This window comes from Curtobacterium sp. PhB128 (assembly GCF_004340725.1).
Lineage (GTDB): Bacteria > Actinomycetota > Actinomycetes > Actinomycetales > Microbacteriaceae > Curtobacterium.
Map to the genome: position 1 here is coordinate 81439 of NZ_SLUR01000006.1, position 13508 is coordinate 94946.

Annotated in this window: 12 protein-coding genes; 6 read left to right on the forward strand and 6 right to left on the reverse strand. The window is 70.9% G+C overall.

The features are described from left to right. Positions 1 to 31 precede the first annotated feature (31 nt). The 5 genes from EDF23_RS11710 to EDF23_RS11730 all read left to right on the forward strand — a co-directional run bounded on the left by EDF23_RS11710 (position 32) and on the right by EDF23_RS11730 (position 5611). Positions 32 to 1069 carry an acyl-CoA/acyl-ACP dehydrogenase gene (locus EDF23_RS11710; RefSeq protein ID WP_131921743.1) on the forward strand — a complete coding sequence of 346 codons (1038 nt, stop codon included), beginning with the start codon at positions 32 to 34 and terminating at the stop codon, positions 1067 to 1069. Beyond that, positions 1066 to 2421 carry a bifunctional PIG-L family deacetylase/class I SAM-dependent methyltransferase gene (locus EDF23_RS11715; RefSeq protein ID WP_243648902.1) on the forward strand — a complete coding sequence of 452 codons (1356 nt, stop codon included), beginning with the start codon at positions 1066 to 1068 and terminating at the stop codon, positions 2419 to 2421. Before EDF23_RS11710 ends, EDF23_RS11715 begins: the two co-directional genes overlap by 4 nt. Next, positions 2418 to 3128 carry a glycosyltransferase gene (locus tag EDF23_RS11720; RefSeq protein ID WP_165901109.1) on the forward strand — a complete coding sequence of 237 codons (711 nt, stop codon included), beginning with the start codon at positions 2418 to 2420 and terminating at the stop codon, positions 3126 to 3128. The genes EDF23_RS11715 and EDF23_RS11720 overlap by 4 nt, the downstream gene beginning before the upstream one ends. A gap of 129 nt (positions 3129 to 3257) precedes the next feature. Continuing rightward, the gene (locus tag EDF23_RS11725; RefSeq protein WP_131921746.1) at positions 3258 to 4799 is read left to right on the forward strand and encodes an ABC transporter permease; all 1542 of its coding nucleotides are present in this window, start codon (positions 3258 to 3260) and stop codon (positions 4797 to 4799) included. A gap of 134 nt (positions 4800 to 4933) precedes the next feature. Further along, positions 4934 to 5611 (forward strand): ABC transporter ATP-binding protein, encoded by a 678-nt coding sequence (locus tag EDF23_RS11730; protein WP_111084468.1) that lies wholly within the window; start codon positions 4934 to 4936, stop codon positions 5609 to 5611. 60 nt (positions 5612 to 5671) lie between these two features. On the opposite strand, the gene EDF23_RS11735 is transcribed toward EDF23_RS11730, so the two are convergent. The 6 genes from EDF23_RS11735 to EDF23_RS11760 form a co-directional block, all read right to left on the reverse strand. Then, positions 5672 to 6613, reverse strand: a complete 942-nt coding sequence (locus tag EDF23_RS11735; RefSeq protein WP_131921747.1) for a hypothetical protein — start codon at positions 6611 to 6613, stop codon at positions 5672 to 5674. A gap of 145 nt (positions 6614 to 6758) precedes the next feature. Next, positions 6759 to 7598 (reverse strand): carbohydrate ABC transporter permease, encoded by an 840-nt coding sequence (locus EDF23_RS11740; protein ID WP_111084253.1) that lies wholly within the window; start codon positions 7596 to 7598, stop codon positions 6759 to 6761. After that, positions 7591 to 8586, reverse strand: coding sequence for a sugar ABC transporter permease (locus tag EDF23_RS11745; RefSeq protein ID WP_111084254.1), 996 nt, complete (start codon positions 8584 to 8586; stop codon positions 7591 to 7593). The genes EDF23_RS11740 and EDF23_RS11745 overlap by 8 nt, the downstream gene beginning before the upstream one ends. Before the next feature lie 224 nt (positions 8587 to 8810). After that, positions 8811 to 10112, reverse strand: coding sequence for a sugar ABC transporter substrate-binding protein (locus EDF23_RS11750; protein ID WP_111084255.1), 1302 nt, complete (start codon positions 10110 to 10112; stop codon positions 8811 to 8813). A gap of 104 nt (positions 10113 to 10216) precedes the next feature. Then, a complete protein-coding gene (locus EDF23_RS11755) occupies positions 10217 to 11362 on the reverse strand; it encodes a Gfo/Idh/MocA family oxidoreductase (RefSeq protein ID WP_123938624.1) in 1146 nt (381 codons plus the stop codon). Next, entirely contained in the window at positions 11359 to 12105 is a 747-nt protein-coding gene (locus EDF23_RS11760; protein ID WP_111084257.1) for a sugar phosphate isomerase/epimerase, read from the reverse strand. Before EDF23_RS11760 ends, EDF23_RS11755 begins: the two co-directional genes overlap by 4 nt. A 144-nt stretch (positions 12106 to 12249) precedes the next feature. Between EDF23_RS11760 and EDF23_RS11765 the strand changes: the two genes are divergently transcribed. Next, positions 12250 to 13461: an ROK family protein gene (locus EDF23_RS11765; RefSeq protein WP_185002799.1), complete on the forward strand. Its 1212-nt coding sequence runs from the start codon at positions 12250 to 12252 to the stop codon at positions 13459 to 13461. Positions 13462 to 13508 lie beyond the last annotated feature (47 nt).

Genomic DNA, 13508 nt, shown 5'->3' on the forward strand with positions numbered 1-13508 from the left:
GCACTCGGCCGCGCCTTCGTAGGTTGGGGGGATGCTGCGATCCTCCGCTTGGCCACCGTCCGCCAGGCACGTCGACACCGCGGGGATCGAGGAGACGGCCGGGAGGCCCGGCTCGAGCCCGGCAGACCGTCTGACGGCCGCGCGCACACTCGCGGCCACCACCCCGCTCCTGTCCGCGGGGACCGCCGGCGGCTTCCTCGCCACGCTCGCCGCCGTCGCCGCGGGCGACGTCGCGACCGCCCGCACCGTCGAACCCCACCTCGACGCGCTCGGCATCCTGCAGCAGGCCGACGTGCCGGTCCCCGCTGATTCGACCTGGGGCGTCTTCGCTGCCGAGGGCCCGGGACTCCGCCTCGAGGCCGCGCTGCAGGACGACGGCACGGCGATCCTCACCGGCACGAAGCCGTGGTGCTCCCTCGCGTCGACGCTGTCGCACGCGCTGGTGACCGCGCACGCCGGCGACGACCGCGTCCTCGTCGCCGTGGACCTGCGCCAGGACGGCGTCACCGCGCACGACGAGGCCTGGGTCGCCCGGGGCATGCCCGACGTGCCGAGCGGCCCGGTGGACTTCGACGGTGCCACGGCACGGCTCGTCGGCGCACCCGGCTGGTACCTGCAGCGACCGGGCTTCGCGTGGGGCGGCATCGGCGTCGCCGCGTGCTGGTGGGGCGGTGCGGTGGGCCTCGGCCGGGTCCTGCGCGCGCTGGCCGCGGCCCACCCGGAGTCCGAACTGCTGCAGGCCGCGCTCGGTGCGACCGTGCTCGACCTCGCGGACGCCGAGGACGCCCTCGCCGACGCCGCCGCCCGGATCGACCGCTCCGAGGAGCCCGACGCCGCCGAGGTCGACTGGCCGCTGCTCGCCCAGACGGTGCGCTCCCGGGTGCGCCGGGCGGTGGACGCCGTGCGCGAGCGGGTCGTCGCCACCGTCGGCCCGGCTCCCCTGACCTCGGACCCCGCGGTCGCGGCACGGGTCGCCGACCTCGAGCTCTACGTGCTGCAGGACCACGGGGCCCGCGACCTCGCCCGGATCGGCCGCATCGTGACGGAGCGCGGCGGTGTCGCGTGGTGAGCTTCGACCACCGCGAGCCGGGCACCGACCCCGCGGTGTGGACGCCGTTCCTCGACACATTGTCGGCCGCACCCGTCGACCTGGGCGGCATCGGCTCCGTGGTGGTCCTCGCGCCGCACCCCGACGACGAGACCCTCGGTGCCGGCGGGCTCATCGCGACCGCAGCCGACGCGGGACTCCCCACCCACGTCGTGCTCCTCACCCGCGGCGAGCGCTCGCACCCGGACTCCCCCACCACGACGGCGTCGGAGCTGGCCACCGTGCGCGACGACGAGTTCACCCGGGCCCTCGCCACGCTGCACCCCGGGGTGACGGCGTCGTCGGTCGGGATCTCCGACGGCGGGACGCGGGAGCACCGGGACGAGGTCACCGACGCCCTGCGGCGAGCGCTCGACGACGCCGTGCGACCGACGCTCGTGGTGGCGCCGTGGCGCGGGGACGGTCACCGGGACCACCGCATCGCGGGCGAGGTCGCCGAAGCGGTCACCGCCGAGGCCGCCGGGGTGTCGCTGCTGACGTACCCGATCTGGGCGTGGCACTGGGACGACCCGTCCGCGTCCGCACAGCCGTGGGACCGAGCCCGGGTCCTGCCGTTGGCCGACGCCGTCCGGGAGCGGAAACGCGCCGCCCTCGACGCCTACGCCTCGCAGGTCCGCCCGCTGTCCGGTGCCGCCGGGGACGAGGCGATCATCGACGACCGGCACGCCGCGCACCACCTGCGGTCGACCGAGTGGTTCTTCGTGCCGGAGCCGACGACGTCGCGCTCGCGGGAGTCGTTCGACGCGCACTACGAGCGGAAGCCGGAGGGCTGGGACTTCGAGCGCTCCTGGTACGAACGCCGCAAGCGAGCGGTGACGCTCGCCGCGCTCCCCCGCGAGCGGTACCGGTCCGCGCTCGAGCTCGGCTGCGCCACGGGCGTCCTCACCGCAGCGCTCGCCGAACGGGCCGACGCCGTGCTCGGCACCGACATCTCGGCCGCACCGTTGGCCCGGGCTGCCGTCCGTGCGCCGGGGGCCCGGTTCGTGCAGGCCTCGTTGCCCGCCGAGTGGCCGGCGGGTCGGTGGGACCTCGTCGTGATGTCCGAGGTGGGCTACTACCTGTCCCCCGATGACCTCGACGAGACGATCGACCGGGTGCTGGGGTCGCTCGACGACGACGGCGTGCTGGTCGCCTGCCACTGGCGCCACCCCGACGACGAGGCGGTGTCGAGCGGTGACGCGGTGGACGCCCGGCTCGCGGAACGGTGGCCACGACCGGCGCTCGTCCGCCACGTCGAACCGGACTTCGTGCTGAGCGTGCTGCCCGGCCCCGGCGTCGTGTCGGTCGCACGGGCCGAGGGACTCGTCCGGTGACCGCGCCCTCCGGCGTCACGCGCATCGACGTCGTGCTGCCCGCCCACGACGAGGAAGACCGCATCGCCGCCTGCCTCGACGCCCTGCTCGCCGCCCGCGCCCGACTCGGCGGGGAGCACCCCGACGTGGCGGTCTCGGTGACGGTCGTGCTCGACGGCTGCACCGACGACACGGCGACGGTCGTCGAACGCTACCGCGTCGACGTCGTCGCGACCGCCCACGTCGGCGTCGGTCGGGCGCGGACCATCGGGGCCACGCACGCGCTCCGGCAGCACCCCGCCGACCCGGCGTCCCGCTGGCTCGCCCACACCGACGCGGACTCGCGGGTGCCGGAGGGCTGGCTGGTCCAGCAGGCCGACGCCCTCCGCTCCGGGGCGCACGTGCTCGTCGGCGCCGTCGTCCCCGACCCGGACGACCTGGACCCGGTCGTGCTCGCCCGGTGGACGCAGGCGCACCCGCCCGGCGCCGCGCTCGGGCACGTGCACGGCGCGAACCTCGGCGTGCTGGCATCGGCGTACCTGGCGCTCGGCGGGTTCGACCCCGTCCCCGAGCACGAGGACGTCCGGCTCGTCGAGCGGGCGCACGCGATGGGGTTCCGCGTCGATGCGACGGTCGACCTGCCGGTGGTGACGAGCGGTCGGTTCGCCGGCCGGACGCCCGGCGGCTACGCGGAGCACCTGCGCCGGGCGTACGGCGACGCGAGCTGAGGGCCCCTTAGACAGCTCATAGGCTGCCGATGGGGCGGCCACTGACCGGCTGCCTACGTTCTCCTCCGTCGGCCCCGCCGTGCGCTCTGCGCGGCCGGTGACCCCAGCCGGCCACCACCGAGGAGAACCATGTTCCTGACGTACCTCAGGCGCGAACTCACGAACCGCAAGAAGCAGACCGTCATCATCGCGATCGGCATGGCGTTGGCCATCGCCCTCGTGGTCATCGTGTCCTCGATCGCGGGCGGCGTGAAGGCGGCCCAGTCCAGCGTCCTGCAGTCCGTGTACGGCGTCGGCACCGACATCACCGTCACGAAGACGACGACCCCGAGCGCGTCGGGCTCCGGTCGGCCGAGCTTCGACTTCGGCAGCCAGAGCGGTGACGACAGCGACAGCAGCGGTTCGACCGACCTGTCGCAGTCACGGCTCGCCGTCGCCCGTGGCACGAGCACGCTCAGCGCCGCGAACCTCACGACCGTGACGGGCACCGACGGCGTCAAGGCGGCGACCGGTGTCCTGACCCTCGAGAACAGCACGTTCTCGGGGCAGGTCCAGCAGTCGACCGACGGCAGCAGCACGGACAGCAGCAGCACGGACAGCTCCACCCAGCAGGGCCCGCCGAGCGGCGACTCCGGCCAGGGCGGCGGCTTCGGCGGCGGCTCGTTCAACGTCGACTCGTTCACCGTGACCGGCATCCCGGTCTCCGGCGACGCCGTCGGCCCCCTGACCAGCACCGAGCTCACCAAGGGCCGCACGTTCACCGCGAAGGACGCGGGCAAGGACGTCGTCGTGCTGGACGCGTCCTACGCGAAGAGCGAGTCGAAGGCGGTCGGCGACACCGTCGACATCGGCGGCACCGACTTCGAGGTGATCGGCATCGTCACCTCGACCGGCTCGTCGTCGACGACCGGCTCGAACACCTACATCCCCCTCGACACCGCGCAGGCGCTGGCGGACCTCGACGGCAAGGTCACCTCGATCTACGTGTCCGCCGAGTCCTCGTCGGACGTCAGCGCGATCAAGACCGCCCTGCAGCAGAAGCTCACCACCGCCACGGTCTCGACCGAGTCCGACCTGGCGTCGAGTGTCTCCGGTTCGCTGAGCACCGCGTCGAGCCTCGTCTCGAACCTCGGCACCTGGCTGTCGATCGTGGTGCTGGCGGCGGCGTTCCTCATCGCGATCCTCTTCACGATCTCCGGCGTCACGAGGCGCACCCGCGAGTTCGGCACCCTCAAGGCCATCGGATGGTCGAACGGCCGCATCACCCGGCAGGTCGCCGGCGAGTCCCTCGTGCAGGGCCTCATCGGCGGTGTCCTCGGCGCAGCAGCCGGTCTGATCGGCATCCTCGTGGTGAACATCATCAGCCCGACCATCTCGGCGAGCGCCTCGAGCACGACCGGCGGTGGCGGCGCAGGTGGCGGTGGCATGCCCGGTGGCGCGGCGACCGCGGCCGCGGGCAGCGGCACGACGGGCGGCGCCCCGGCCGGCGGCTTCGGCGGCGGCGCGAGCACCGCGTCGACGACCGACGTGGTCCTGCACGCCCCGGTGACCGTCGAGGTGATCCTGCTGGCGATCGGCCTCGCGATCCTCGGTGGCCTCATCGCCGGCGCTCTCGGCGGCTGGCGCGCGAGCAAGCTCCGTCCGGCCGAGGCCCTGCGGAGCGTGGCCTGATGCCCGGCCCCGCCACGGGCGCGGTGCCGACCACCGGACCCGCACCGACCCCGAGCACGCGACCAGAAGGAGTGACCGTGACCAGCACCGACACCGCACCCGGCCAGGCGGAGGCGAGCCGCGCCTCCAGTCCGATGTACCGGCTGACCAACGTCAGCAAGACGTACAAGCAGAAGAACCGCACCGTCACCGCCCTGACGAACGTGGACCTGACGATCCCGCAGGGACAGCTCGTGGCGATCCAGGGGCCGACCGGCGGCGGAAAGTCGACGCTGCTGCAGATGCTCGGGGCACTCGACCGGCCGACGGCCGGCTCGATCCACCTCGGCGGCGACCGCGACGTGGCGAAGCTCGGCGACCGTGCGCTGACCGACCTGCGGGCGACCGAGATCGGCTTCGTGTTCCAGAGCTTCAACCTCATCCCGACGCTGACGGCGCTCGAGAACGTCGAGACGGCGTTCGCGGGGTCGCTCGCGAACCGGGCACGTTCGGAGATCCGCGAGCGGGCCACGGCGGCGCTCCGCGAGGTCGGGCTCGGCGAGCGGATGGAGCATCTGCCGGCCGAGCTCTCCGGCGGGCAGCAGCAGCGCGTGGCGATCGCCCGTGCCCTGGTGAAGAACCCGAGCGTGCTGCTGGCGGACGAGCCGACCGGCGCGCTCGACGAGGGTACCCGCGACGAGATCATGGGGCTCATCGAGAAGCAGTGGAAGGAACGCGGGCTGACGGTCGTCATCGTCACGCACGACTCGTGGGTGGCGAAGCGGGCCGAGCGTCGCCTGCACCTCAAGCAGGGGCAGGTGCGCGAGGTCTGAGGTGACCCGAGTCTCGCGGTGGGCGACAGTCCTCGTGGCCACGAGCCCGAGGACTGTCGCTCAGGCCGAGTCTCGACCCACGGGGTAGTCGCAGTAGGCGAACCAGCGGGAGTCCGGGGACCACGGCGGGACGTTGACCGTGCCCTGGCCGCCGTCGAGCACGACGAGGGTCTCCGGCACCGGCATCATCCGGGCGCCCCGGACGAGCACCCCGGGCAGCCGCCGCAGTTCCACGCGGTGGTCGGCCGGGTGGCCCTGCACGCCGGGCTCGTAGGACAGGTAGAGCAGGTGCTCCCCGTCCGGCGAGACGTGCGGGAACCAGTTCACCCGGTCGTCGTTCGTGATCCGGACCGGGTCGGTCGCCCCCGGCCAGAGCGCGACGAGCTGCGCGGTGCCCGGCGTGAACCGCTCCGAGTTCCACACGAGCATCTCGCCCGCGAACGAGACGCCGTCGTCGGGGTGCTCGTCGCGGGTCAGGAACGTCGGTTCGCCGGTGGCGGGGTCGACGAGTGCGACGTCGGTGGTCCAGACGCCCGCCTCGGTGCGCTCCCCGACGATCGCCGCGAGGGTCTCCCCGTCCGGGGCGATGCCGTGCAGGTAGAACTTCCGGACGACCGGCAGCGCGGTGGTGACGTCGGTGAGGGTCGCGGCCGCTCCCCCGGCCGGCACGGGCACCCGGTACAGGTCCCCGTCGCGGCCGCTCACCACGACCGACTTGCCCGAGGGGTCGAGCACGTGGTCGTTGTTGATCTCGGGGACGCCGGGCATCGGCACCGGGACGAGCGCGGTCTCGTCGAGGACCTGTGCGCCGTCGACGAGCGGCAGCAGCCAGAGGTCACCGCCACCGTTCAGCACCAGGGTGCCGTCGTCGAGCACGTTCGGCGCTTCGACGAGCACCGTCCTCGACTCGAACACCGGCCGCGATGTCCGCGACTCGAGGTCGTACACGTGCACCCGGCTGGTCTGTCCCGGCAGCAGCTGCCGCCCGCGCGCTCCACTCATGCGCCCCATCCTGCCCGGGCGGCACGGACCGGTACGCGAAAGCGACAGATTCCCGGCGATGTTCGCCGGGAATCTGTCGCTTTCGCGGAGCTGCAGCTGGAGCTGGAGCCGGAGCTGGAGCTGGAGCTGGGGTCGAGCCAGCTGCCTACTTCACGGCACCGGCGGTCAAGCCGGCCACGAACTGGCGCTGCACGATGAGGAACGCGATCACCACGGGGATGGACACGACCAGGGACGCGGCCATGATCTGGTTCCAGTACACGTTCGTCTGCGTGGAGTACTGCTGCAGACCGACCGCCAGGGTCTGCCCGTCGCCGTTGGTCATGACCGAGGCGAAGAGCACCTCGCCCCAGGCCGTCATGAACGAGTAGATGCCGACCGCGACCAGACCCGGGCGGGCCGAGGGCAGGATGACCCGGAACAGGGCACCCATCGGGCCGGAACCGTCGACCATCGCGGCTTCGTCGAGCTCACGCGGGATGGTCTCGAAGTAGCCGGCGAGCATCCAGATCGAGAACGGGAGCGTGAACGTCAGGTAGGTGATGATCAGGCCGGTCCAGCTGCCGACGAGCTGGATGCCGAGCGAGTTCCCGAGGTTCGTGAAGATGAGGAACAGCGGGAGCAGGAACAGCACGCCGGGGAACATCTGGGTGGAGAGCACCGCGGTGGTGAAGGTGCTCTTGCCCTTGAAGTTCCAGCGCGAGACACCGTAGGCGGCGAACGTGGCGATGATCAGCGAGAACACCGTGGCGACCGTGCAGACGACGAGCGAGTTCACGAAGTACTTGCCGAGCGGCACCGTCGACCACATGTCGATGAACGGCTGGATGGTGATGTTGGTCGGGATCCACGTGAAGTCGTTCTGCACGTCACCGAGCGGCTTGATGGCCGTGGTGATCATCACGTAGAGGGGTACGACCGTGAACAGGGTCAGGATGACCAGGGTCACGACCTTGAAGGACTTGGCGCCGAATGTCTCACGCACGGACGGACCTCCGGTTGGTCACGGCGAGGTAGATGCCGGTGACGATGAGCAGGAAGATGAGGAGCAGGACGCTCATCGCGGCACCGGAGCCGAAGTTCCAGGTGATGAAGGACGCGTTGTAGATGTGGAAGCTCAGCAGGTCCGCGGCCGGGGGCTGCGCGGTCGAGCCGAACAGCACGAACGGCGTGTTGAAGTCGTTGAAGGTCCAGAGGAACATCACGAGCACGAGCGTCACGTTGACCGGGCGGACCATCGGCAGCGTGATCGACCGCCACTGCCGGAACGGCTTCGCGCCGTCGACCGAGGCGGCCTCGTACACGTCGTTCGGCACGGACTGCAGGCCGGCCATCAGCATCAGGAAGGCGAAGGGCCAGGTCTTCCAGATCGCCACGACGACGACGGAGACGAAAGCGTTCGAGCCGATCAGCCAGAACGGGCCGGTGCCGTTGAACAGGTGCAACTGGTCGACCAGGACGTGGTTCACGGCGCCGGAGTCACGCTGGAACATGAACTTCCAGGTGATGATGCCGGCGTACATCGGCAGCGCGTAGGGCACCAGGAACAGGGTGCGGAACAGGCCGCGGCCCCTGAACGGCTTCTGCAGTGCGACCGCGGCGGCCATGCCGAAGGTCCAGGAGAGGCCGACGACGAGCACCGTGAAGCCGCAGGTGATCAGGAAGGAGTGCAGGACGCCCTTGCCGATCGCCTGGTCGAAGTCGACGACGACCGAGTAGTTGTGCAGTCCCGCGAAGGGTGCAGCGCCCCAGTTGGCGATGAAGTACTTGGTGAGCTGGATGAACGAGATCCAGATGCCGGTGAGCATCGGGACGATGTGGATGAGCAGCTCGAACAGGATGGCCGGCGCGACGAGCGCGTAGGGCAGCCAGTTGGTCTTGCGCTTGCGACCTGGCGGACGGCCCGACAGCGTCGAGCCCTTCGTGTGCGTCAGGTCGATGCGCTCCGCATCGGGCAGGACCGTCGTGGACATGGGCGGGGGCCTTTCGGCAGGAGGGGGTTCGGGTGCTTCGCACTCCGGTCCGTGGCAGCGGACGGGAGGCACGGCGTGCGTGAGACGGGACGCTCACTGCCGGCGGATGGCCGGCTCTGGGGCTGTGGGGCCGGTGACGACCTGCCCCGGCGCGTCCGGCTGTGGACGCGAGGGGTGGAGGCCCGGGGCGTCCTTGCGGACGCGCCCCGGGCCTCCTGGCTGGATCAGCCGTTCGCCTGGGACACCTGGTCCTGGGCGGTCTGCAGCGCGGTCTTGATGTCGCTGTCGGACACGGAGCCGCCGGTGGCGATCTTGGCGAACATGTCGTTCATCGCCTTGCCGACGGTGGACTCGAACTGGTCCTCGGCGGGGACCAGCGGGAGGGGCTTGGCCTTGTTGTTGTAGATGTCGAGGAACGTCTTCGTCTGCTCGTCGGTGACCGAGTCAGCCGCGGCGGCGAGCACCGGGAGGGCCGAGTACGGCTTGTCGAGCGTGGTCTGCGTGTCCGCGCTCGTCATGTACTTGACGAACTTGAGCGCGCCGTCCTTGTTCTTCGTGTTCTTGAAGATCGACAGGTTGATGCCGGCCGGGAACGACGCGATGTCCTCGCCGTCAGCGGTGGTCGGGAACGGCACGACGCCGAACTCGTCCGTCTTCATGCCCTGCGAGGTGATCGTCGCGTTCGCGTTGTTCTGCGTCAGCATCATCGCGGCCTTGCCGTTCGCGAAGTCCGAGACGGCCTGCGTGCCGTTGTCGTACTGCGCGTTCGAGGTGTTGACGACCTTGTCGGACTGCATCAGGTCGAGGTAGCGCTTGATGCCGTCGACGTTCGCCTTGTCGGTGAAGGTCGGCTTGCCGTCCTTGTCGAACCACTCGCCACCGTTCTGCGCCGAGGTGATGAACGCGAAGTGCGAGTTCTCGGTGTACGAACCACCGGCGATGGTGAAGCCGTACTTGCCGCCGGTCGTGAGCTTCTTGGCGTCCGCCGTGAGGTCTTCCCACGTGGTCGGTGCCTCGAGGCCGGCGTCCTTGAACATGGACTTGTTGTAGTACAGGCCGTACGCGAGGCCGTAGAGCGGGACGCTCGTGACGGTCTTGCCGGGGGCGCCACCGGTGGAGAGCGCGACCTTGCCGAACTTGTCGGCACCGCCGATCGCCTTCATCTCGGAGTCGCCGTACTCCTGGAACGCACCGGTCGCCTGGAGCGAGGTGGCCCAGGTGTTGCCGATGTTGACGACGTCCGGGCCCTGGCCCGAGGTGACGGCGGTCTGGATCTTCGTCTGCAGGTCGTTCCAGCCGATGACCTGGAGGTCGACCTTGATCCCGGTCTCCTTGGTGAACTTCTTGAGGACGGGGGTCAGCACCTCCTTGTCGTTCTGGAGCGACGTGCCCTGGTTGGACGCCCAGTAGGTGAGCGTCTTGGAGTCGCCGGAGGAACCGGACGATCCGGAGGAGCAGGCTGCGAGGCCGGTCACGGTGAGTGCGGCGGCCGCGGTGATGGCCAGTGCGCGGATGGCAGTGCGCATGACTCTCTACTTTCTCGTCGTTGAGATGGTGCAGGGATGGTGCAGGGGTGGTGCGGGATGGATCTTCGGGTGCTGCTGTGGTGTGCGGGGCGGATCCGGGCCGGTCAGGCCAGGGTCTGCTCCGCGGGGTCCCAACCCTCTGGGAGGGTCTGGGAGGGCGACACGGTGCTCTCGACGAGCACCGCCTCGCCACGTTCTGCCGCCTCGGCGATGGAGACCATCACGTCGAGGACGTGGAAGGCGAGGGCACCGGGGACCCGGTTCTCGTCGCCTGCGCGGAGCGAGCGGGCGAGGTCGACCACGCCGGTGCCGCGCGAGTAGGTGGAGCCGACCGCGGGGATCGTCTCGGGCTCCTCGGCGCCGAGCGCGTACAGCTCGGTGTCGCCGTCGAAGTTGTTCGGGTCCGGGAACACGACGGTGCCGGTCTCGCCCGCGATCTCGACGACGCCCGTGCGACCGCGGTCCGACTCGAACGAGAAGACGCTCTGCGCGCTCCCGCCGTCCTCGAACTCGATCAGCGCGGAGTGGTTCGTCGGGACGTCGACGGGGAACTCGGTGCCCGCCTTCGGGCCGGAGCCGATCGTGCGCGTGGCGCGGGACTTCGACGCCGTCGCCGTGACCTTCTTCACCGGACCGAACGTCTGCACCAGGGTGGTGATGTAGTACGGGCCGATGTCGAACAGCGGGCCCGCACCGTACGCGAAGAGGAACTCGGGGCTCGGATGCCAGGACTCCGGGCCGGGGCTCTGGAAGAGCGTCAGGCCGTTGAGCGGCTTGCCGATGCGGCCGTCGCGGATGGTGCGGAGCGCGGTCTGCAGGCCGGCACCGAGGAAGGTGTCGGGTGCGACGCTGACGGTCTTGCCCGCGGCGCGTGCGGCGTCACGGAGTTCGGTCGCGCTCTCGCGGTCGAGGGCGTAGGGCTTCTCGCCCCACACGTGCTTGCCGGCGGCGAGGACCTGCAGGGCGACCTCGACGTGGGCGGCCGGGATCGTGAGGTTGACGACGATCTCGATGTCGTCGTCGGCCAGGAGCTCCTCGACCGTGCCCGACCCGGCGACGCCCCACTTCTCGGCCTGGGCGGCTGCGCGCGGCAGGTCGATGTCGGCGATGAAGCGGACCTCGACGTCGGGGAAGACGGTGAGGTTCGACAGGTACTGGTCGGAGATGACCCCGGCGCCGATGACGCCGACGCCGACGCGGCCGGTCCGGGTGCTGCTGTCGAGGGCGGTGGACGCCGTGGTGTCGGTCATGCGCGGGCCCCCTCGAGGAACGTGTAGGAGTCGGCGACCGCCTGGAAGACGTCGCCCTCGTGGCCGTCGAGCTCGACGACGTGGAGTGCGTCGGGTGCGGCGGCGAGGATCTCGCGGATCGGCATGATGCCGTTGCCGACGGCGACCTGCTTGTCGTCGTCGTGGGAGCCGTCGCCGTCCTTGACGTGCAGGAACTCGATCTTGTCGCCGTACTTGCCGATGATCGCCACCGGGTCGTCACCGCCGACCTTGACCCAGTAGGTGTCGAGCTCCAGCACGACGTCGTCGGACAGCGCGTCGGCGAAGACCTCGTAGGCGCTGACGCCGTCGATGCGGTTCGAGAACTCGAACGCGTGGTTGTGGTAGCCGAGCACCAGGCCGTGGTCGGCCGCGCGGGGGGCGAGGGCGCTCAGTTCGCGGGCGATGGCCTCGACGTCCTCGCGGGTGGTCCAGCGGGCCTCGTCGATGTGCGGGTCGATCAGGGTGCCGAGTCCGACGGTGACGCTCGCGTGGAAGATCCGCTCGAGGTCCTGCTCGCCGGCGTCCAGCAGTCGTGCGTGTCCGCTCGGGGCGGCGAGGCCGGCGTCGCGGAGCGCGGCGGCGAGTTCGTCGGCGTTGTCGACGAAGCCGAAGGCCTCGACGTTCGTGTAGCCGATGTCGGCGATGCGCTGGAGCGTGCCGGGCAGGTCGGCCGAGAGGGCGTCGCGGACGGTGTAGAGCTGAACCGAGATCGGTTGGGTCACCAGGGGTTCTCCTCGTCGAGATGGTGCGGTCGTCACTGACCGAGCGTCACACTATGACCACTTCTGTCGGCGGTCAAGCAGAAGTTCGTGGAAGGTCGACGAACTTCGTTGCGTGGCGCGTTCGATGTGTGCTTCACTCCCCCCATGGTCGACTTGACTCGGACGGCAGCGTCGCCTCCGGTCGGGACGAGCGAGCTCTTCCAGATCCTCCGCGACGGCGTGCCGCGGACCCGGGCCGAGCTCGCCGCACTGACAGGACTCGCACGCTCCACCATCGGCGTGCGCCTGGACTCCCTCATCGAGGTCGGTCTCGTCGGCCCCGTCGACACCGCCGTCTCCACCGGAGGACGGCCGCCGGCCCAGGTGGCGCTGAAGCCCCGCGCCCGGCTCGTCATCGCCGCCGACCTCGGCGCCTCGCACGGCCGTGTCGCCGTCACGGACCTGGTCGCTGCCCCGCTCGCCACCCGTGAAGCACGCATCGACATCGCCGCCGGCCCGGTGGAGACCCTGTCGTGGCTGGTCGCCACCATCGACGAGCTGCTCGACGAGGTCGGCCGCGCCCGACAGGACGTCATCGCCATCGGCATCGGCGTGCCCGGTCCGGTGGAGTTCTCGACCGGACGCCCGGCGAACCCGCCGATCATGCCCGGGTGGGACGGCTTCGACGTGCCGTCGTGGCTCCGCCAGCACATCGCGGCGCACGTCCTGCTCGACAACGACGTGAACATCGCGGCCCTCGGCGAACGGGAGCACGGCTGGCCCGACGTCGACCACCTGTTGTTCGTCAAGGTCGCCACCGGCATCGGCTCCGGCATCGTGTCGGACGGCGAGCTGCAACGCGGCGCCCAGGGCACCGCCGGTGACATCGGCCACGTGCGGGTGTCCCGCGCCGGCGACGTCCCCTGCCACTGCGGCAACACCGGGTGCCTCGAGGCGGTCGCGTCCGGTCCGGCGATCGCCCGTGCCCTGCGTGCGAAGGGGCACGACGCCCACACCGGCGCCGACGTGCTGGACCTGGTGAACCGGTCCGACCTCGACGCGATCTACGCCGTCCGACAGGCGGGCCGCGACATCGGCGAGGTGCTCGCCACGTGCGTCTCGCTCATGAACCCGTCGGTCATCGTCCTGGGCGGCTCGATCACGCAGGCTGGTGAGCACCTGCTCGCCGGCGTCCGCGAGGTCGTCTACTCGCGGTCGATGCCGCTCGCCACCGAGCACCTCGTCATCGCCCAGTCGCGTGCGGGGTCGCTCGCCGCGCTGCAGGGCGCAGCGGCGCTCGCGATCGGCTACGCGCTCTCCCCCGCCGGGGTCGACGAGCTGGTCGCCTACGCCGAGGGGCGTGAGCTGGTCTCCTGACGTGTGCGCTGCGCCTCGTGAGCGCGTCGGATTCGGTCTTGCCGGTG